The 17,771-nt window shown below is 72.6% G+C and carries 17 protein-coding genes and 1 pseudogene; 5 read left to right on the plus strand and 13 right to left on the minus strand.

Going from position 1 to position 17,771, the window contains the following annotated elements:
• Window positions 1–26: 26 nt before the first annotated feature.
• Window positions 27–966 (minus strand): annotated as a pseudogene (locus DEJ49_RS00850) (RNA polymerase sigma-70 factor).
• A gap of 199 nt (window positions 967–1,165) precedes the next feature.
• Here DEJ49_RS00850 and DEJ49_RS00855 point away from each other — a divergent pair.
• Together DEJ49_RS00855 and DEJ49_RS00865 are read left to right on the plus strand one after the other, a co-directional pair.
• The gene (locus tag DEJ49_RS00855) at window positions 1,166–2,353 is read left to right on the plus strand and encodes an MFS transporter (RefSeq protein WP_411757127.1); all 1,188 of its coding nucleotides are present in this window, start codon (window positions 1,166–1,168) and stop codon (window positions 2,351–2,353) included.
• A 161-nt stretch (window positions 2,354–2,514) separates the two neighbouring features.
• The gene (locus tag DEJ49_RS00865; RefSeq protein ID WP_150181890.1) at window positions 2,515–3,054 is read left to right on the plus strand and encodes a GNAT family N-acetyltransferase; all 540 of its coding nucleotides are present in this window, start codon (window positions 2,515–2,517) and stop codon (window positions 3,052–3,054) included.
• A 14-nt stretch (window positions 3,055–3,068) separates the two neighbouring features.
• Here DEJ49_RS00865 and DEJ49_RS00870 read toward each other — a convergent pair whose 3' ends face one another.
• The 7 genes from DEJ49_RS00870 to DEJ49_RS00895 form a co-directional block, all read right to left on the minus strand.
• Entirely contained in the window at window positions 3,069–3,479 is a 411-nt protein-coding gene (locus tag DEJ49_RS00870) for a cysteine/serine endopeptidase inhibitor (RefSeq protein WP_150181891.1), read from the minus strand.
• A gap of 300 nt (window positions 3,480–3,779) precedes the next feature.
• Window positions 3,780–4,901, minus strand: coding sequence for a winged helix DNA-binding domain-containing protein (locus DEJ49_RS00875; RefSeq protein ID WP_150187963.1), 1,122 nt, complete (start codon window positions 4,899–4,901; stop codon window positions 3,780–3,782).
• A gap of 127 nt (window positions 4,902–5,028) precedes the next feature.
• Complete coding sequence (locus tag DEJ49_RS00880; RefSeq protein ID WP_411757223.1) at window positions 5,029–5,607, minus strand: DUF5825 family protein; 579 nt, start codon at window positions 5,605–5,607, stop codon at window positions 5,029–5,031.
• 77 nt (window positions 5,608–5,684) lie between these two features.
• Window positions 5,685–7,637 (minus strand): RiPP maturation radical SAM C-methyltransferase, encoded by a 1,953-nt coding sequence (locus tag DEJ49_RS00885; RefSeq protein ID WP_150181893.1) that lies wholly within the window; start codon window positions 7,635–7,637, stop codon window positions 5,685–5,687.
• Window positions 7,638–7,706: 69 nt separating this feature from the next.
• The gene (locus DEJ49_RS36690) at window positions 7,707–7,835 is read right to left on the minus strand and encodes a hypothetical protein (RefSeq protein ID WP_263398771.1); all 129 of its coding nucleotides are present in this window, start codon (window positions 7,833–7,835) and stop codon (window positions 7,707–7,709) included.
• A gap of 30 nt (window positions 7,836–7,865) precedes the next feature.
• Window positions 7,866–9,650, minus strand: a complete 1,785-nt coding sequence (locus tag DEJ49_RS00890) for an alpha/beta hydrolase family protein (protein WP_150181894.1) — start codon at window positions 9,648–9,650, stop codon at window positions 7,866–7,868.
• Complete coding sequence (locus DEJ49_RS00895) at window positions 9,647–10,861, minus strand: MFS transporter (protein ID WP_223832669.1); 1,215 nt, start codon at window positions 10,859–10,861, stop codon at window positions 9,647–9,649. Before DEJ49_RS00895 ends, DEJ49_RS00890 begins: the two co-directional genes overlap by 4 nt.
• Window positions 10,862–11,327: 466 nt before the next feature.
• Here DEJ49_RS00895 and DEJ49_RS00900 point away from each other — a divergent pair, with 466 nt between their 5' ends.
• Window positions 11,328–12,047: an MgtC/SapB family protein gene (locus DEJ49_RS00900; RefSeq protein WP_150181895.1), complete on the plus strand. Its 720-nt coding sequence runs from the start codon at window positions 11,328–11,330 to the stop codon at window positions 12,045–12,047.
• Window positions 12,048–12,072: 25 nt separating this feature from the next.
• Here the strand turns inward: DEJ49_RS00900 and DEJ49_RS00905 are convergent, their stop codons facing one another.
• The 3 genes from DEJ49_RS00905 to DEJ49_RS00915 are packed head-to-tail and all read right to left on the minus strand — an operon-like array spanning window position 12,073 to window position 14,284.
• Window positions 12,073–12,624 carry a TetR/AcrR family transcriptional regulator gene (locus DEJ49_RS00905; protein WP_150187965.1) on the minus strand — a complete coding sequence of 184 codons (552 nt, stop codon included), beginning with the start codon at window positions 12,622–12,624 and terminating at the stop codon, window positions 12,073–12,075.
• Window positions 12,625–12,648: 24 nt separating this feature from the next.
• Window positions 12,649–14,067, minus strand: a complete 1,419-nt coding sequence (locus DEJ49_RS00910) for an amidase (protein ID WP_150181896.1) — start codon at window positions 14,065–14,067, stop codon at window positions 12,649–12,651.
• The gene (locus DEJ49_RS00915; protein ID WP_150181897.1) at window positions 14,054–14,284 is read right to left on the minus strand and encodes a hypothetical protein; all 231 of its coding nucleotides are present in this window, start codon (window positions 14,282–14,284) and stop codon (window positions 14,054–14,056) included. Before DEJ49_RS00915 ends, DEJ49_RS00910 begins: the two co-directional genes overlap by 14 nt.
• Window positions 14,285–14,409: 125 nt before the next feature.
• On the opposite strand from DEJ49_RS00915, the gene DEJ49_RS00920 reads away from it, so the two are divergent.
• Window positions 14,410–15,315, plus strand: coding sequence for an MBL fold metallo-hydrolase (locus DEJ49_RS00920; RefSeq protein WP_150181898.1), 906 nt, complete (start codon window positions 14,410–14,412; stop codon window positions 15,313–15,315).
• A 15-nt stretch (window positions 15,316–15,330) separates the two neighbouring features.
• Here the strand turns inward: DEJ49_RS00920 and DEJ49_RS00925 are convergent, their stop codons facing one another.
• A complete protein-coding gene (locus DEJ49_RS00925) occupies window positions 15,331–16,329 on the minus strand; it encodes a helix-turn-helix transcriptional regulator (RefSeq protein ID WP_150181899.1) in 999 nt (332 codons plus the stop codon).
• Between the two features lie 144 nt (window positions 16,330–16,473).
• On the opposite strand from DEJ49_RS00925, the gene DEJ49_RS00930 reads away from it, so the two are divergent.
• Complete coding sequence (locus tag DEJ49_RS00930) at window positions 16,474–16,878, plus strand: VOC family protein (RefSeq protein ID WP_150181900.1); 405 nt, start codon at window positions 16,474–16,476, stop codon at window positions 16,876–16,878.
• Between the two features lie 13 nt (window positions 16,879–16,891).
• Here DEJ49_RS00930 and DEJ49_RS00935 read toward each other — a convergent pair whose 3' ends face one another.
• Window positions 16,892–17,761, minus strand: a complete 870-nt coding sequence (locus DEJ49_RS00935; protein ID WP_150181901.1) for a hypothetical protein — start codon at window positions 17,759–17,761, stop codon at window positions 16,892–16,894.
• Between the last annotated feature and the right edge of the window lie 10 nt (window positions 17,762–17,771).

The following is a 17,771-nucleotide window of genomic DNA, read 5'->3' on the forward strand; positions in this document are numbered from 1 at the left end:
CGACGGAGGACTTGGCGGTCCGGGGCTCAGATTCGGCTGAGCGCGGTCTCCCGCTCGACGCGTGACAGCTTCGCGGGGTTGCGTACGGAGTAGAGCCCGGTGATGAGGCCGTCCTCGGTCCGGATCGCCACGACACCGTCGACGCCGCCGTCGCGCCGCAGCAGGAATCCGGGCCAGCCGTTGACCTGCACCGGTTCGGCGGTGATACCCGTGTGGAACGCGACAAGGCCGGTGGTGAGCAGTCGGGCGACCTTGTCAGACCCCACCACCGCGTGCAGCGTGGCCCTTCGGGCGCCGCCGCCGTCGCCCAGGTAGACGACGTCCGGGGCGAGTATGTCGACCAGACCCTGGAGGCCGCCGGAGTCGATCGCCCGCTGGAAGGCACGGAGCGCGGCCTGACCGTCCGCCTGCGACACCAGGCCGCGCGACCGGCGTGCCGCGACGTGGGCGCGCGCCCGGTGGGCGGTCTGACGGACCGCGGCGAGGCTCTTGCCGACGGCGTCGGCGATTTCGTCGTACTCCAGCTCGAACACCTCGCGCAGCACGAACACCGCGCGTTCGGTCGGCGTGAGCGTCTCCATCACGAGCAGCATCGCCATCGACACGCTGTCGGCCAGTTCGACGTCCTCGGCCACGTCGGGCGCCGTCAGGAGGGGTTCGGGGAGCCAGGGTCCGACGTAGGACTCCCTGCGGCGGCCGAGCGTGCGGAGCCGGTCGAGTGCTTGCCGGGTGACGATCCGCACCAGGTAGGCGCCGGTCCCGCACCGCGTCGAGGTCGACGCCCACCCAGCGCAGCCAGCTCTCCTGCAGGACGTCCTCGGCGTCGGCGGCTGAGCCGAGCATTTCGTAGGCGACGGTGAACAGCAGGTTCCGGTGCACGACGAACGCCTCGGTGGCCGGGTCGAGATGGTCTGCCCGCGCCCCGGTCACGCCACTAGCGCCGCTCTCCGCACCGTGCTCGCTCATGGTCCGCTCCCACCTGTGCCTCTCGGCCGTGTTCCCCGCACAAGACGCCGCCGCCCGCCGTTCTGTGACATCCCCGCGTGATGACCCACGTCACGCCCCCACTCATGTCATGGCGACGGCGGCACCGGCGTCTTGTGGGCGTCGGGACGCCGCGCGGACGATCCGTGCGGCGCGCACCACCACGAGTGAGGACGAAGTCATGGCCATCACGAAGCCGCAGGATCCCGCGGCTGATCCGCGCCGGTGGGCTGCGCTGTTCTTCATCGGGCTCGCCCAGCTCATGATCGTTCTGGACGAGACGGTCGTGAACATCGCGCTGCCGTCGCTCCAGCGGGACCTCGGGATCCCCGACGGCGACCGGCAGTGGGTCATCACCGGATACATCCTGGCGTTCGGCGGTCTGCTGCTGCTCGGCGGCCGGATCGCCGACTACACGGGGCGCAAGCGGGCGTTCCTGATCGGACTGCTCGGCTTCGCCGCCGCGTCGGCGCTCGGCGGGGCGGCGGGCTCCTTCGAGACGCTGCTGGCCGCCCGGGTTTTGCAGGGCGGGTTCGCCGCGCTGCTGGGTCCGTCCGCGCTGTCGCTCCTGACGGTGACGTTCACGCATCCCAAGGAGCGGGCGAAGGCGTTCGGGATCTGGGGAGCGATCACCGCCATGGCCGGTGCGCTCGGACTGCTGGCGGGTGGCGCGCTGACCGAGTATCTGAGCTGGCGCTGGTGCCTGTACATCAGCGTGCCGCTCGCGTTGGTCGCGGCGGTGGGCGGGTACGGGGTGCTGACCGAGTCGAGGCGGCAGGGACAGGCGCGGTTCGACGTCTTCGGCGTCCTGCTGGTGACGAGCGGACTGGTCGCACTCGTCTACGGCACGAGCCGGACCGAGGCCGACGGCTGGGGTTCGGCGCCGGTCGGCGAGCTGCTGGGCGCGGGCGCGGTGCTGCTGGGCGCGGGCGCCGTGCTGCTCGCCGCGTTCGCTCTCGTCGAGAACCGGGTGCCGCCAGCCGCTGCTGCCGATGCGTCTCGTCGCCGACCGCACGCGGGGCGGCGCCTACCTGGGCGCGGGGCTCGCCATCCTCGGCATGTTCGGCGCGTTCCTCTTCATGACGTACTACCTGCAGGGCATCAAGGGTTACTCGCCGATCAGGACAGGGGTGGCCCTCCTGCCGATGACCGTGGCGGTCCTGCTCACGGCCGCCGGGCTCGCGACCCGGCTCCTGCCGCAGGTCCGCTCCGACTTGAGGGATGCCCTGGCCCACGGATACCCCGGCTCAGGGATGCTCCGGGCTCTGCTCGGGCGGTGTCCCGCCGCCGGGGCCACCGCCCTTGTCGCCCTTGTCCGTCCCATGGTCGTGGGCACCGGCGCGGCGCCCACCCGGCTGGCGCGCTTTGAGCTCGGCACTGTCCTGGGGCGTCGCTCCGCCCTTGGCACTGCGCCGCTGTTCGGGCTGCTGCGGGTTCGACATCACCATCGCTCCCCTCGCTGTTCCCCGTGTCCCATGGTCGCACGCAGGTGCTCTTCGGTCCCGTCGAGCGGAACCCTAGGATCGGCGCATGGGACGCTCGACGCCGATAGAACCCTTGTCACAACCGCTCACGGACGGGGTCGTGGCCGTACGCCCCCGTCGCGCGCCGGACCTGCCCGCCATCGAGGCGGCCAGCCACGACCCGGACACGGTCCGGTGGCTCGACGACCCGCCCATGGACGAGGCCGCCCGCAGCACGAGCCTGTCCCGGGTGGAAGAGGCGTGGCGCACGGGTCGTGCCGCGCCCTTGGTGATCGCGGACGCCCTGACGGACGAGCCGGTCGGCATCATCAACCTGCAGTTCCGGGACGATGACGTGGCGACCGTCGCGTACAGCGTGTTCCCTGCCCGGCGCGGCCAGGGCATCGCCCCCAGGGCCGTGCGACTGCTCACGGGCTGGGGCCTGAACGAACTCGGGTTGCGTCAGCTCCTCCTCGAGGCCGACGAAGGCAACACGGCGTCGGTCAGGGTCGCCGAGAAGTGCGGGTTCCGGCGGATCGGCAGTCGGGTCGAGGAGACCGGGGACAGTTCGCGCACGCTGGTCGTGTTCGTCTGCGCGGAGGGTTGATCCGCGGGCGGTCGTTACCGTACGAACTTCCATGTGACGCCGTTGATCACGCCTACATCGAGGGGCGCCAGGCGGCCGAACGCCGTCTGGCTGAGGTCGATGTGCGTCGCGGCGCACGACGGGCACTTGTCCCGGACCGGCACGGTGATCGTCCTGCCCTGGTACGTCACCTGAACCGAAATCCCCCGGCACAGCGGGTCGTTGTTCGGGTTCGCCGTCGTCCACCAGGCGGCGGACACGGCCACCAGGTCCTGCGTCGACGCGTCGATGGGCGTGCCGCAGGCGCCGTAACCCCTGTCGTTGTAGTACGTGGACTTCCCGGACATCGGCTGGCCGATGGGTATGTCGGCGTGGGCCGTTCCGGTGCCGACCGCGACACCGACGACCGCCGCGACCACGACACCGCTCCACCGTCCGATTCTCATGACGTGCCACCCCACTCCCGTCACGGGCACCCTCACGGCGAGAGCGCTCTCATGCGGCGAGAGCCTGCGAGCGACCGCTGCGGACCCGCAAGGTTCCCGGACGGGGTATGGCGTCAACCCGCCCTGCGCCTGATGTCGTTGAGGGTCCCGTTCTGCTGCGGCTGACGTGGCGGGGAGGACGGAACCCCGGCCCCTCACACGCCCGCCGCCCCGCGGCCCGGAAAGGCGTGATGACGGTGCCGGGTGGGGAGGGCGAGGGGCGGGCGAGGCTCGGAGGGAGCCGCGGGTGCGGCCGTTGCGTCAGAACGTCTCGACCCGTACGCGTTCGCTCGCCTTGTCCGACAGGAACGCCGCCACCGCCCGCCCCTCCTCCGCGACCTCCGCCCGCTCCGCGCGGGAGAAGCGCCGCAGCGGTGTCGCGACCACGGTGTCCTTCTCCACGGTCCACGTCGCCGCGACCCGACCGTCGACCAGGACGACCCGTTCCCCGGCGACCGACAGTCCGCGGTGGGCGTCGTCGATGATCCGGCCGCGGTCCTGGTAGCCGAGGATCGCGTTGTCGAACGCGGGCAGGAACCGGACCGGCGCCGGGGTGTCGGGGTCCGGGCGGGGCGCGTCGGGCAGGTCGAGCAGTTCACGGCCGCGCTCGTCGCGGAAGGAGACGAGGTCCGGGCGGGCGGCGGCGACCGCGGCGGGGAGTCCGGCGAGACCGCTCCAGGCGCGCAGGTCGGCCGTGGCGGCGGGGCCGAACGCGGCGAGGTAGCGGCGCAGGAGCGCCTGCCCCACGGGGTCGGAGCCGTCCGGGGACGAGGTGTTCGGGGAGGGCGAGGACGGGTCGGGTTCCGGTTCCTCCCCCAGCCACGTGGCGAGCGGGAGGTTGCGTACGCCTCCCTTCGTCCGCCACAGGCCCCGTGGCGGCAGCTGCACCATGGGCACGAGCGCGGCGATCAGCATCTCCCCCAGCGCCCGCGCCGGCACCCCCGGCCAGCGGTCGGCGACCGCCCGCGTCAGTTCGGCCATGGTGCGCGGCTCGCCGTCGGCCATCGTCTCCCGGCCCGCCGCGGCGAGTGCGTCGAGGTCCACGCCGTCGAGCTCGCGGCGATACACGCCGAGCACCCGTTGGCGCAGCATCGCGTCGTGCCGGGCGCGCCAGGCCAGCACGTCATCGGCGGTGACGAGATGGACCGTACGGCGCATGAGGTGCGTACGGACCACGCGCCGCTCGACGAGCAGGTCGGAGAGGGTGCCCGGCTCGAAGGCGCGCAGCCGCGACCAGAGCCCCACGAACGGTTCCTGCGGCTCCTGCGCCTGGAGCCCGCAGAGGTGGGCGACCGCGTCGAGGGCCGGCAGGTCGGCGCGGTCGAGGAGCAGTTGCCGTGCGAGCGTCGCGCGGTTCAGTGTTCGGGTGTCGAGGACGGTCACGTTCGCGGACATGCGGCTGCTCCTGGGTGCTCGGTGCTCGGTTCTGCGCGGCCGAGCACCACGCTCCCAGACAACGCGGTCAGCTTCTGTCCTCTACTCCCGTCTCCTGTCCGCGGCCCGTTGCCCTTCAGATCGCGATCGACTGCTGGAGCCAGCGGCTGACGCGGTACGGCAGCCACCACGCGTACGGGCCGATGTCCAGGACGAGTTGTTCGGCGCGGAAGTCGTCCAGGACCGCCTTCGGGACGGTGTCGGCGGGGGCGCCGTGGTCGAGGCGGTCGATGGTCGTCTCGTACTCGGGTTCGTCGGCGGTGAAGCGGCGCAGCTCGCCCCACCTGCGGTCGCGGATCTGGATGAAGCCCGGACCCTTGCGCCACAGGCATTTGCACAGGTAGTGGCCGCGCCGCCAGGTGTTCAGCGCGTCCTCGGCGCCGTCCGGGCCGAGGAGCACCGCGGGCGGCTGGAGGTGGCTGAGCATGCGCCACCCGTCCGCCGAGTCCGGGTCGAGCCGCAGTTTCCACTCGACCATGACGGCCCGCGCGGTCAGGTCCCTGACGAGGCCGAGTCCGTGCAGCGCGGCGGCCGGGTCCGCGGTGGCCGTGAGGTCGACGGGGTCGGGCAGGCGTACCCGGCGCGCACCGAGCTGCCAGAGTCGTTCGGCGTGCCCGCCGGGCGGTCCTGGCAGGGGCACCTCGCCGAGGAACATGCCGGGCAGCTCGCACGCGGCGGGGTCGTAGTCGCGCCAGGCGAGGAGGGTCGGCGTCGGCGTGGCGAGGGTCGCGGTCACTGTGCTCCTCCGGATCGGGCGGGCTCGGGCACGGGCACGGACGCGGGCTCCGGCGCGAGTGCCGTCTCCTCCGCGTGGATGTGCCGCATGAAGTCGAGGCGGAGCAGGTCCTCGTTGACCGCGGCGGGTGCGATGTGGACGTACTGGCCCGCGTCGGAGAAGACGATGCCGAGGGCGAGCCAGGAGTCGAGGAGTTCCTGGACCCTGGCCTCGTCGAGGGTCATGTCGGAGACCCGGGCGGCGGCCTTCCGCAGGAGTGCCTGGACGCTGTGCGGCTGGTCGAGGAGGCGGAAGACGGCCAGCTCGAAGGGGTCGGTGAGCTCCATGGCGCGCCAGGAGAAGGTGCGCCGGCGGCTGACGAGGACGATGCGGTCGCCGTGGTCGTCGTGGGTGAGGCGGGCGTCGGTGTGGTGTCTGCGCCAGTCGGCGAGTGCTTCGTTGAGCGCCTTCACGGTGGTCTCGCCGATGCCGCGGGCCGGTGCCTCGAAGACGTACGCCATGCCGTACAGCTCTTCTTCGGGCAGGTCGTACGTGAAGCGGTAGTGGCCTTCGGGGCGCAGGCCGGTGAAGCCCAGTTCGGGGCGCTCGAAGTAGGGGCTGAAGCGTTCGATGGCGATGCGGGCGGAGAGGTCGACCGGTGGGTCGAGGTGTTCGAGTGCGGGGATCTGCGCGATGACGGGGTCGTAGTCCTCGGCGCTCTCGCCGGGGAAGCCGTGGAGGTAGTTCCAGGCGACGGAGAGGCCCGTCTCGGCGCCGTCGCGGAGCATCCGGACGTTCTGGCAGCCGCTCACGCCTTTGTCCATCAGGTCGAGGACGCGGCTGTTGAGGCTCTCGATGCCGGGCTGTACGTAGATGAGTCCCGCGTCGGCGAGGGTGCGCAGCTGGCTGCGCTTCATGTTGGCCTTGATCTCGATGTGCAGGCGCAGGTCGTAGCCGCTCTCGATGATGCGGGGCAGCACGGTGGTGAGGTAGCGCATGTCGAGGATGTTGTCGACGACGTACATGTCCAGGACCTTGTGGCGGCGGGCCAGGTCCATGATCTCTTCGTAGAAGGTGTCCGGGCTCTTGGAGCGGAACTCCATGAACGAGCCGTTGAGGCCGCAGAACGTGCAGTGGTGTTTCTCGCCCCACCAGCAGCCGCGTGCGCCTTCGACGACGAGTTTGGGCTCGACCCAGTTGCGGGCCACGGACGCGGCGAGGCGCTCGAAGTAGCCGCTGTAGTCGGGCGGCAGGATCGCGGCGGGCGGCAGCGGCCGGGTGGCCATGGGGTTGGCGACACTCTTGCCCGTGGCGTCGCGGTGGCAGAGCCCCGGGATGTCGTCGAGCGGGGTTCTCTCCGTGAGCGCGGTGAGCAGGGCGGGGAAGGCGGCCTCGCCCTCGCCGCGTACGACGTGGTCGACGAAGTCGAAGTTGCGGTGCACGGCGGCGCCCTGTTCGCCGTCGCAGTTGGCGCCGCCCATGACGGTCACGAGGTGCGGGGCGAGCTCTTTGACGCGGCGGGCGCAGGCGAGGGCGGCGGTGTTCTGCTGGAAGGTGGAGGTGAAGCCGACGACGTCGGGTTCGCTCGCCACGACCTGCCGGGCGATCATCTCGACGAACTCGGGGACGATCCGGTGCAGTGCGCGCGTCATCTTCATCCGCGCGGCCTTCAGCTTGCCGGTCATGACGGTGGTGAACTCGTCGTCCCGCCACTCCGGGTCGTCGTAGAGGGCGGAGGAGAACACCCAGTCGCCGCAGCCCATGAAGTACGAGGAGAGCGCGTAGTACTCGTAGTCGTCACCGGTGAACTCGGTGCGTTCGGTGATCCAGTCGGTGAAGGCGAGGTTGGCGTGCAGCACCTCGGCGGTTGCGCCGGGGACGCGCTCGTCCACGCTCCGTTTGAGGATGCCCAGGGCGAGCGACGGAAGGTCGATGGGCGACCAGGGCATGTTGACCAGCAGTACGCGCACGGGCGCTCCTCCGGGGGGTGTGAGGGCCGGCCGGCCCCCGGGGTGCGCCCGGGGGCCGACCGGTGGGGATCAGTCCTCGACGGTGTCTTCGCCGTCCTCGGCGTTGCGGAACGGGACGGTGACCGTGATGCCGACGCTCGGCTTCCGGTTCGTCTCGTCCTCCGCGAGCGGGTCGTTGTGGATGACGTCCTTCTGCATGGCTCTCTCCTCTCGGTAGGTCGCGCTGATTCAGTGCTGGACGGTGTGGTGCATCGACCCGTCACCTTGCGGAGCGGGGCGTCTGGGTGGGCGGAGCTCCCTGTCGAGGAAGAGCACCGCGCGGCGCAGTACGGTCATGTGGTCGCCGCCGTCGTAGCCGTCGTGCCCGGAGTCCAGCCAGAGGGACTCGTGCCGGGCGCCGGCCGTGTCGAGGGCGGCGAGGTAGGAACGGACCTGCTGCGCCGGGCACTTGGTGTCGTGCGTGGCGGCGACGACGAGCAGCGGGTCCCGTACGCGGGCGGCGTACCGGATCGGCGAGCTGTGCGCGTACCGCGCGGGCACCTGGTCGGGTGTGCCGCCGAACAGCCGCTCGTCCAGGGCGCGCAGGGCCACGGTGCCCGCGGCGTGGGCGGCGGCGTAGTCGGCGACGGGCTTGACGGCGACGCCCGCCCGCCACAGGCCGGGCCGGGTGCCGAGGGCGAGCAGGACGAGGTAGCCGCCCCAGGAGGTGCCCCACAGGCCGGTCGCGTCCGGGCGGATCAGGCCGCGTGCGGTGAGGTCGGCGTGGACGGCGGCGAGGTCGGCGACCTGGGTGTGGCCGACGCCGTCGCGGTACGCGCGCTGCCAGTGGGGTCCGTAGCCGGTGGAGCCGCGGTAGTTGACGCGGGCGACGGCGAAGCCGGAGGCGACGAGGGAGTGCACGGTGCCGTCGTAGGCGTCCCTGTCGTGGTCGGCGGGGCCGCCGTGGACGAGGAACACGGCGGGGTGCGGTCCCGTGCCGTCCTCGGGGAGGCTCAGCAGGGTGTGCACGGGGCCGTCGGGGCCGGGGGTGCGGATGTCCCGCACGGTGCCGGGGACATGGCCTGCGACGGTGCCGAGAGGTGGCAGTGGGGTGCCGGCGCTGGAGGTCATCGTCGGCGGGTGCGTGGTGTCGGTCCAGAGGGTGTGGAGGTCGCCGCCGGGGCGCGGGGCGGCGTCGAGGAGGGTGCCGGGCGGGGTCGGTACGGGGGTGAGGGTGCGGGTCTTCAGGTGGGCGCGGTGGAGCAGGGAGCGGCCGTGGCGGTCCTGGCGGATCAGGACGGAGTGGCCGTCCGGGTACCAGCGGGCGGTGATCTGGGTGTCGAAGGCGCACCAGTCGTGGGTGACGGGGCCGGTGGCGGGGGTCCAGGTGGCGAGCAGGTAGCGGTCCTCGTGCTCGCGGACGAGGAGGAGCGTGGGGCGTGGCCCGGTGGGTGCGAAGCCGAGGGCCCAGAGCCTGCCGTGCGGGCCGTCGCCGGGCAGGACGGCGAGCACGGTTCCGTCGGGCGTGAGGAGGGTGACGGCGGCGGGCGAGTCGGCGGTGCGGGTGAGGGCCAGGAGGTCGCCGCCCGGGGCGAGTCCGGCGAGGGCGGCGAGTCCTTCGACGCGCGTCACCTCGCGGCCGGGGCCGCCGCGTGTGCCGATGCGGATGGTGGTGCTGTCGTCGAGTCCGATGCCGATGGTGGCGAGGGGGCCGTCGGTGACGGCGAGGCCGCGGGCGGTGCCGTCCGGGACGCCGGTGAGTCCTGGCCTGTCGGGTCCGCCGGTGAAGGCCTGGTGGCGCCATCGGCCGACGCCGCGGGCGTCCTCGTCGAACCACCAGACCCGTGCGTCCCGGTCGATGGCGCCGTGCAGGGTGCCGCCCGGCCGGTCGGTGACGCGTCGGGAGCGGCGGGTCGCGGCGTCCCAGGTGCAGATCTCGCAGCGGCCCTCGGCGTCGGCGGTGAAGACCATCCGGCGCGGGTCGGCGGCGCACACCTCGGGCAGGGCGGCGCGGTAGACCTGGAAGCGGCTCATGCGGCGGCCTCCGCGAGGGCGGCGCGCCGCGTGGTGTGCACGGCGAGCAGGCCGAGCAGCGCGGCGCAGACGAGTGCGGGTGCGGCGGTGCCGATCCGGTCGGCGCACAGTCCGGCGAGGACGGGGGCGAGAGCGGCGGCGCCGCCGGACGCCGTCGCGAGGACCGCGCCGACGCGCGCCTGCACGGAGGGTTCCGTGACGAGGAGGGCGCGTGCCTGGAGGACGACGGCGGGCAGCGGCACGAGCAGGCAGACCGCGCCGAGCAGCAGCCCGTACGTCCAGGGCCCGGCGGCGGTGGCGAGGGCCGCGGTGAGCGGTACGAGCAGCCAGGTCACGCCGACGAGGACCCGGGCGGCGCCGACCCGCACGGCGACGCGGGGCGCGGCGAGCGACCCGGCGAGACCGGCGGCGCCGGAGACCGCGAGGACGACGCCCAGCGGGAGGGCGCCCGAGCCGGAGCGTTCCAGGGCGAAGACGGCGGCGTAGTAGAGCGCGACGGCGACGCCGTTGACGAGGGCGATCCACACCAGGACGAGGCGCAGGAGCGGTTGCCGCCGCACGAGGTGCAGCCCGGCGGCGGCTTCACGGAGCAGCCCTCCCCCGTGGGGCTGCTCCGCGGCTTTCAGTTCGGCCCGCATCCCGCGTACGCAGCAGGCGGCGACGGCGTACGAGACGGCGTCGGCCAGGAAGGGCAGCGCACGCGAGAGCTGGTAGGCGGCGCCTCCGACGGCGGGTCCGAGGATGAGGGCGCCCTGGTCGGCGGCGGCGAGGCGGGCGACGGCGCGGGGCTGGTCGTCGGGCGGGCAGACCAGGGCGACCGTGCCGCGCGATGCGGCGTCGTGCGTGGCGGTGGCGAAGCGTTCGACGAGGACGGCGCCCAGGAGGTGCGGGAGCGTGAGGTGGCCGAGGGCGAGCACCAGGGCGACGGAGCCCATGGCGAGCGCGGAGACGACGGCGGACCAGAACATGATCGTCTTGCGGGCGCCGCGGTCGGCCGGGACGGCGGCGAGCGGTCCCAGCAGGATCCCGGCGGCCAGCGAGAGGCCGGCGACGAGCCCCGCAGTCTGCGCGGAGTGACCGAGGGAGAGGAGCAACAGCGGGAGTACGACACCGGAGGCCTGGGTGCCGAGCGCGTCGGCCGCGTTGGCCCACCAGAAGAGCCGGAAGTCGCGGGCGGAGGTGCCTGCGGAAGAGAGGGACGACGACTCCACGCAATTCCTCCATGAACATGAAGCTGCTGTGAAGAGAGGTGAAGAAAGTGGGATGGGAGTGAAACGAGAGCGGGATCGTAGCCAGCGCCGCGAGCGGGCTACAAGGTGCGGGGTCCGCTGTCCGAAAAGCGCAGTGGAATGGGCACAAGGCGGACTCCCGGCTCGGCCACAAGGGGAAGTTCGAGTTCCGCCAGGACGCACGTGACGGGTGGGACCAGAGGGGCGTCTGTGACGTGAGGGACGCCATGACGGACACGTACATCCATGTGCGACAGAGGGTAATTACGTACGCAGACGCGCCCGTCTCCGGGACCGGAGGCGGGCGTGGTCGGAGCCGTCCCGTCCGGACTATGGCCGGTTCACGTCGATCCCGGTGGACGCGGCCCGGATCGCGGAGGTGTGTCCCATCGGCAACAGTGGGCACGAGGAGGGACGGATGACCGTACGGCCGGGGTGAGGACGAGCAATGGAACCGAGTGGCCAGGGATGGGTGCAGCTGGCCGAGTTCGCCGTGGCCTTCGGCCTGTCCGCCGCGATCGGCCTGGAACGTGAGATCCGACAGAAGGCGGCGGGGCTGCGGACCTACACCACCGTCGGCGTGGGCGCCGCGCTGTTCACCCTGGTCAGCAAGTACGGGTTCACGGACGTGCTCCAGTCCGGCACCGTCACCCTCGACCCGTCCCGGGTGGCCGCGCAGATCGTCTCCGGACTCGGCTTCATCGGCGCCGGCGTCATCTTCGTACAGCGGGGGTCCGTACAGGGCCTGACCACGGCGGCGACCATCTGGCTGACGGCCGCCGTGGGCTCCGCGGCGGCGGCCGGCCTGCCGCTGCTCGCGGTCCTCGCCACCGCCTCGTACTTCCTCGTCGCGTACGCCGTCCGCCCCCTGGCCCGCCGCCTCTCGCTCCTGCGCTCGGTACCCGTCCACTACCGCATCACCTATCTCCAACGCCCGGGCCTGCTGCAGGACCTGTTCGCGGAGTGCACGCGCGCCGGCTTCGACATCGCCGAGGTGCGCACCCTCAGCGCCTCCGTCCCCAAGGGCGCCTACGGCGGCGAGACGGAGCACACGGTCGAGGTCCTCCTGGCCGTGGTGGGACGCGGCGACGGCGACGCGCTGACGGCGCGTTTCGTGGCGGTGGACGGGGTGGTGGCGTGCGCACGGCCCGGTTACGGGGACGAGTGAGGGGTCCGGTTGCTCAAAGCCTGTGTCACAACCCCGGCGCGTCGAGCACCCGGGTCACCAGGTCCCGTGCGTACGTCCCGTCGTGCCCGGACGGGCGGAACAGGATGCGGTACATCATCGGCGCGACGACATGGTCGAGGACCGTCTCGACGCCGGGTGCGGTCTCCCCGCGGTCCGCCGCGCGGGCGAGGATCACGTCGACCTGCTCGGCCGCATAGGCGGAGCACTGGCCCGCGTTGCTGCCGTCGGGGTCGCCGAGGAGGGCGTCACGGATGTACGCGCGGCCCGCGGGCGACCCCATCTCGTCGAGGAACTGCTCGGCCCAGGCCCGCAGATCGCTCCTCAGGTCCCCCAGATCCTCCGGCGGCGCCTCCGGACGCAGCCGTTCGACCGCCACGTCCGACAGAAGCGCCTGCAGATCGCCCCAGCGACGGTAGACCGTCGACGGGGTGACCTCCGCGCGGGCCGCGATCATCGGAACGGTCAGCGCGTCGCGGCCCACCTCGTCCGCGAGTTCACGTACGGCGGTGTGCACCGCCTCCTGCACACGGGCACTGCGCCCGCCGGGGCGCGCCATCGGTCTACGACTCACGCCATCACCTTAAAGCGCGTCCCGGCGCGGGCCCGCAGCGGCGGTCACCGGGGCGTATCCCCGCGCGGGCACCGCCTCCTCGTACGCGTGCCCGACCCGCAGCACCATGGCCTCGCCGAGCGGCCGCCCGAGCAGCTGCATGCCGATGGGCATCCCCGCCCCGTCGCGCCCGACCGGGACGGACAGCGCGGGAACACCGGTGATGTCCGCGGGGGCCGAGAGACGGACGTACGCGTCGGAGACGCTCTCGCTCGTGCCGTCGGGCCACACGACGACTTCCTGATCCGTGCGCACCGCGGTCACGGGAACGGTCGGCGCGGCGACCACGTCGACCTCGTCCAGCATGCGCAGCCACGCCTGCCGCATCAGGGTGCGGGCCCGCTGGGCACGCAGATAGTCGCCGGCGGACATGAGCGCGCCGGCCTCCAGCAGGACGCGGATGTCGGCGCCGTACCGCTCGGGCGCCGAGCGCAGGGTCCGCTCGTGGTAGGCGGTGGCCTCGGGGACCATCAGGCCCCACTGGGTGGCCTGGACGTAGCGGGTCATCGGGATCTCGACCTCGACGAGCGTCGCGCCAAGGGCCCGGAGCTGCTCGACGGCGTCACGCACGGCCGTCTCGACCTCGGGGTCGACGTGCTCGAAGTAGTAGTTGCGCGGTACGCCGACCCTTACTCCCGTCAGGTCAGCGCCCGGCGGCGGCCGGTAGTCCACGGAGGACGGGGTGGGCAGGCTGGCGGGGTCGCGGGGGTCGTGGCCCGCGAGGACGGACATCACCAGGGCGGCGTCCTCGACGGTCCGCGTCAGGGGGCCCACGTGGTCGAGCGACCAGGACAGGGACGTCACGCCGTGCCGCGGGACGAGGCCGTACGTGGGCTTGAGGCCGACGACGCCGTTCAACGCGGCCGGTACGCGGATCGACCCCCCGGTGTCGGTCCCGAGGGCGAAGGTCGCCGCGGCGGCCGCGACGGCGACGGCCGAGCCACCGCTGGAACCGCCCGCCACACGGTCCGGGTCCCAGGCGTTGCTGGTCTGCGGCGTGGTGAGCCCGTAGGCGAACTCGTGGGTGTGCGTCTTGCCGACGAGGGCGGTACCGGCCGCGGCGAGGCGCGCGGCGACCGTGCTGTCGGTGGCGGCCGCGGGGTGATCCGCCCGGGCGCGGGAGCTCGCGGTGGTCGCCAGACCGGCGACGTCGATCAGGTCCTTCAGCGCTACGGGGATTCCGTGCAGGGGACCGTGCGTTCCGGCAGCGCGCTCGGCCGCGCGTGCGGACTCGCGGGCCCGCTCCCCCGTCACCGTGACATAGGCCTGGAGGGAGGGTTCCGTCCGGGCGATCCGGTCGAGCACGGAGTCCACGAGCTCGACGGGGGACAGTCGCCGCGTCCGGATCTCCTCGGCGGCGGCGGTGAGGGTCAACTCATACGGCTGCATCGCGGGCGGCCTCCACCACGCGGGTCTCTTCCGCCGACCGGTGAGCGGCGGGCGGGGTGTCGGCGAAGTCCAGTTCCCGCAGGACGGAGACGACCGAGTGGATGTGGTCGGCCGTGGCCGCGACCACCTGGGTGCGGTCACCCGCCAGCGGGAGTCCGGAACGCGCGGCCCATCGGGCGGCCTCCGGCGGGGTGAGGGGCGGTTCGACGTCGGACATGGGGATCCCTTCCTCATCACTGTCACTAAAAGCTAAGCGTTTGCGTTAGCCCCAACGTAGGGCCTACGCTCACTTAACGCAAACACTTAGCTTTAACCAGCCGCTGTCACCGCCAGGGAGCACACGTGCAGACGCCGACCCCGCCCCGAACCCCTCACTGGTCCGTCGGAGACGTCACCATCCACCGCGTCGACGAGATCCCCCTCCCGCCCGAGACGGGCCCTTGGCTGCTCCCGACCGCCACGCCCGACGTGACGGCCCAACACGCTTGGCTGCACCCGGACTTCGCCGGTGACGGGGGCGTCCTGCACCTCGACAGCCACACCTTCGCGCTCACCGTGGGCACGCTTCGCGTGCTCGTCGACACCGGTATCGGCAACGGCAAGACGCGGGCGAACCCGGCCTGGCACGACCTCCGCACCGACTACCTGCGGCGCCTCACCGACGCGGGCTTCCCGCCGGACACGGTCGACCTCGTCGTCCTCACGCACCTGCACACCGACCACGTCGGCTGGAACACCCGCGAGGAGGACGGCACTTGGGTCCCCACGTTCCCCCGCGCCCGTTACGTCACCTCCCGCGCCGAGCGGGAGTTCTGGACCGGCCACGACATGGACGAACCGCGACGGCAGATGTTCCGCGACTCCGTGCATCCCATCGAGGAGGCGGGACTGCTCGACCTGGTCGACATCCCGGCCGAGGGCGCCGAAGTCGCACCGGGGGTCCGTCTCGTACCCACGCCCGGCCACACACCCGGCCACATCGCCGTCCGAATCGGCAGCGACGGCGAATCAGCCGTGATCACGGGCGACTTGCTCCACCACCCCGTACAACTCCCCCACCCCCACATCGGAAGCTGCGTCGACATCGACCCCGAACAGGCCGAGGCCACGCGCAGCGCTCTGCTCGCCTCGCTCGCCGGCACGGAGACGCTGCTCCTCGGCACCCACTTCCCCGACCCGACGGCCGGCCGCGTGGTGTCCGACGGGGATACGTACCGTCTGGCGCCGGTCCCGCCGACGCGGGCCTAGTGCCGCGAGCCGCGATCAGGCCGATCGGGCCGATCGGGCGAAGGAGGCGAGTCGTTCGGCGAACTCCGCGACCGCCGTGCGCAGTTCTTCGGGGCGTTCAATGACGAACGGCCGGTCGAGCGACGCCAGCACGGGAGGCAGCCAGTCGAGGCGTTCCGCCCGCACTTCGGCCCGCACCCAGGATTCACCGCCGCCGCACCCATCCTCCTCAGGGACACACGGCTCCAGACCCGCGACGCTCACGGGAAGGCGGGCGCGGACCTGCTCGACCGTGCCCTGGATCCGCACCGTCACCTCATACCGGTACGCGGCCGTGGCGAACCCGGTCAGCACACGGTCCGCCGGATCGAACCCGTCGGGCACCTCGAACGAAGCGCCCGCCAGAGGCCGCGCGGACGTGACGCGGTCGAGCCGGAAGGTCCGTTCCTCGTCGATCTCCGGGTCCTTGCCGGTGACGTACCACCGGCCCGCATGCGCGACGATCCCGTACGGATGCAGGGTGCGGTCGCCGCGCAGCCCCTTGCGGTCCGCGTACCGGAGCGCCACCGGCCGCCGGTGGCGTACCGCGTCGGCGAGCGTGAGCAGCACCTCCGAGTCCGGCACGGGCAGCGCGCCCGGCTCGTCGGTGAAGGCCAGGGAGTCCAGGACCGTGTCGAGACGGCGGGCCACACGGGCGGGCAGCACACGCCGGATCTTGGCCGCCGCCGTCTCGCCGGCCGTGCCCCCGGGCGTGAGGCCCGCGCGGCGCCCGGCGATCAGCCCGAGCAGGACGGCGAGCGCCTCGTCGTCGCCGAACATCAGCGGGGGCAGCGCCGTACCGGGGGCGAGCCGGTATCCGCCGTAGCGGCCGCGCACGGACTCGACGGGCACGTCGAGGTCGATCAGCTGGTCCACGTAGCGCCGCACGGTCCGCCCGTCGACACCGAGCCGTTCCGCGAGTTCGGCGACCGTACGGGTGCCGCCGGACTGCAGCAGTTCCAGGAGTGTGAGCACGCGGCCGACCGGTCGGGACATGTCGGCAGCCTAATGCGAATCCAGGCGAATACAGGACCGATTCTGTCCACTATTCGTCCTAGCGTGCAGCGCACACGGCCGCAACGGCCGAACACCCAACGCCCGACGCCGGGCGCCGGACGCCCAACCGAGGAGCAGAGCAGCATGCACGCCACGGAAACCGCCGACTTCGTCTCCGTCCGCATCATCACCGCCGACGTCGCCCGTCTCGTCGCCTTCTACGAAAAGGCCACCGGTACCCGTGCCACCTGGGCCACCGAGGACTTCGCCGAGCTCAGGACCCCGACGGCGACCCTCGCGATCGCGAGCACCCGCACGGTTCCGCTCTTCGCCCCCGGGTCCGCGCGCCCCGCCGACAACCACAGCGTGATCATCGAGTTCCTCGTCGACGACGTCGACCGCCTGCACGACGCCTTGCGCGGCTGGGTCCCCGACTTCGTCAACGGCCCGACCACCATGCCCTGGGGCAACCGTTCCCTGCTCCTCCGCGACCCCGACGGCAACCTCGTCAACTTCTTCACGCCCGCAGCGCGGCTGTCCGCGGACTAGGGATGTCCGCGGACTAGGACTGCCTGCGGATCGGCGTCGCGGCCGCGTCGTACGGGAGCGTGGAGAGGGCGTCGGCGTAACCCCGTTCCATGGCCTGCCGTTGGCGGGTCGTGTGCGGGGTCGCGGGGTGCGTGGCCAGGCGCGCCATGCGTTCCTCGTGGCCCCGGGCCATCTCCGCTGCCGTCGCACGCCAGTCGGCGTCGTCCGGTACGCGGACCAGCTCCACGCAGGCCGGGACCGTGCCCTCGGCCAGCGCGGCCGCCGCGCGTTCGTGGCCGTCGAGGAGCAGCCAGCCGTCCAGGAAGGACACCCACCACAGCAGTACGGGGGCGAGAGTTCCCTCACGGACGTGCTTGCGGAGGGCCTTGACGCGGGGCGCGTCCGGCGCCGGGAGCGGGCGCAGCGGCACCACGCCGTGCCAGCCCCCGCCACAGAGCAGCTCGATCGTCGCGTCCGGCCAGTCCTGGACGAGGTCGCAGCTCCAGATGCCGGGGGCGAACGTCGTACGCGGGGAGAGTCGCCAGCGTCCGGGCCGCAGCGGCGCGTACTGCGGCGCGTCCTCCAGCCAACGTGCGTATCGGTGCGGCCACTCGCCCCCGGCCCGCATCGTCGCGGCGGACAGGGGCGGCAGCGGGGAGCGGTGACCGGGCAGACGGTGCAGGTGGAGGTCATGGCAGCAACCGTCGCCCTCCGACCGTGCCTGTATCAGCGGACGTTCGTCCTGCAGCAACGCCCAGCGACGACGCCCCGCACGCTCAAAGCGAAGCGAGGAGGACGGGGAAGACGACGGGCGCGCGCCCAGCGGTGCGGCCTCCGGTACGGCCTCCGGTACGGCCAGGACGAGCCCGCCCCCTGGCAGTGGTTCCCTCGTCGCTCTGTTCATGGGTCCAGTG

Source organism: Streptomyces venezuelae (assembly GCF_008642335.1).
GTDB classification, from domain to species: Bacteria; Actinomycetota; Actinomycetes; order Streptomycetales; family Streptomycetaceae; genus Streptomyces; species Streptomyces venezuelae_F.